The 1,943-nt window shown below is 62.3% G+C and carries 1 protein-coding gene; it reads right to left on the bottom strand.

Translation table 11 applies throughout. From position 1 onward, the window contains the following. Positions 1 to 86: 86 nt before the first annotated feature. Positions 87 to 1,340 (bottom strand): group II intron reverse transcriptase/maturase, encoded by a 1,254-nt coding sequence (ltrA, locus tag MXD60_RS26165; protein WP_248822372.1) that lies wholly within the window; start codon positions 1,338 to 1,340, stop codon positions 87 to 89. Between the last annotated feature and the right edge of the window lie 603 nt (positions 1,341 to 1,943).

Here is a 1,943-nt window from a genome sequence, read left to right as displayed (position 1 = left end):
GTCGGGTGGCCCGGGGGAATCGCACCCCCGGGCTCCCGCAGATCCCGGCGTGACACTCTCGCGTCACCGGGCTCTTCTTGTCCTTCTCACCAGAAGCCGTGGATCCACTGCCAGTGCGCGAACAGCGTCGGGTACTGCGAGGTTATCCTCTTCCACGCCTGGTGCGCTTTGGCGAAGGTCCTCAGCCGTCGGTACTTCTTTCGTATCCACCGCAGCAGATTTGCACTGATGCGGTAGAGGAGCGAATACAGCTCGGTCTTGTAGAAGGCACCGTAGTACTGCATCCAGCCCCGGATGACGGGATTGACCGCACGGGCGATCCCGCCCATGGTGTGGCCGGTGAGCGTGTGAAGCCGCCAGGACTTCACTTTCTTGCTCATCTTCTTGATGGCGTCCTTGCTGGCCGCCGGGACAAACCCGGTGAACACGTTCCCGTTCTTTGCCCGCACCCCTCGCGCCTGGAAGGTGAAGCCAAGGAAAGTGAATTCGGTGTGCTCATGCGAGCCACGTCTTTTCCCGTCCTTGCAGTACACGATCCGGGTTTTCTCCGGGTGCAGGCTGACACCGACCTGCTCCAGCCTCTTCCGCAGCCTGTCCAGCACGAATCTGGCTTGGGCCAGGGACTTGCAGTGCACGACCGCGTCATCGGCGTAGCGTTCGAAAGGACAGGCCGGGAACTCCCGGGCCATCCACAGGTCGAACGCGTAGTGCAGGAACAGGTTGGCGAGTACGGGGCTGACCGCGGATCCTTGTGGGGTTCCGCGGTCGCGTTCCGCCAGCGTTCCGTCGGGCATCCTGATGGGAGCGGCAAGCCACCGCTTCACGTAGAGGATCACCCAGGGCAAGGTGGTATTTGCCTCGACGGCCGCGATGATGCGGTCCCAGGGGACGGTGTCGAAGAACTTCCGCACGTCCAGGTCTATGACCCAGTCGTACTTCCAGCACCGCTGCCGGCATCTCCCCACGGCGTCCAGCGCGCCTTTCCGGGGTCGGTACCCGTAGGAGTCCGGGTGGAACTTTGGTTCCACCACGCTCTCCAGTCGGGTTGCGACCACGGTCTGCGCAATCCGGTCACCTACGGTAGGAACGCCGAGCATCCTGGTTCCCGCGCCATGCGCCTTAGGGATCTCCACCGCTTTTACCGGAGGCGGGAAGTACGAGCCCGACGACATCCGGTTCCAGATCCTGTACAGGTTTCCCTTCAGATCGGACTCGAATTCCGCCAGGCCGACCCCGTCGACTCCGGCAGTGCCCTTGTTGGCCGCCACCTTCCGATATGCCTGCCACACCTCCCACTTGGAAATGCCGAACGGCTTTTCTGGTGATACCTGCCCGCTCACCTGATTCCTCCCAGCCACGCTGGTTGACCCTGCAAACGAACCACGGACAAGCCAGCCCCTTCGCTCCGCTCCCACCGCATCAAGCAGGAACTTCGCCGCTACTACGAGCTGGTCCGCCTGCGCGCCCCACGACGGTACTCAATTCCTCACGGTTCAAACGCTTGGAACTCTCCCTCTCGCCGCCCTTTATAAAACGGCAGTTTCAGGGCACGCCATCCCACGTTCCGTACGAAAGCCGCAGTCCAGGCTCGCGCCACCTCTGCGCCGGGCACCACCTGGCCAGCAATCCGGGCAACCACCAGGCTCATCCCGGGCCAAGCAGTAACACCCGGTTTTGATGCCACTTCTCTAAATAACGACGCTATCAAACGGTGAATCCCTCACGGGACTTTCAATGCAACGCCTTCCTGGACCCCACCTGACGCATCACGTGCGCCTTTTCCCTCATCGCTCACCACGACGGTCTTCAGCCAACGCGGCAGAGGGCGGTTTGAAGCCTCCCCCCGAAGGGCGGCTCCGGAGGGCCTGCAATCCTCCATCTTTCGTACAGCACCGCTGTCGATCACTCAGCTAGCAAGCAACCTTCAGCGTTCGTGGCACACC

Source organism: Frankia sp. AgB32, assembly GCF_023243045.1.
GTDB lineage: Bacteria > Actinomycetota > Actinomycetes > Frankiales > Frankiaceae > Frankia.
This window is presented reverse-complemented; position numbering and strand designations above follow the sequence as displayed.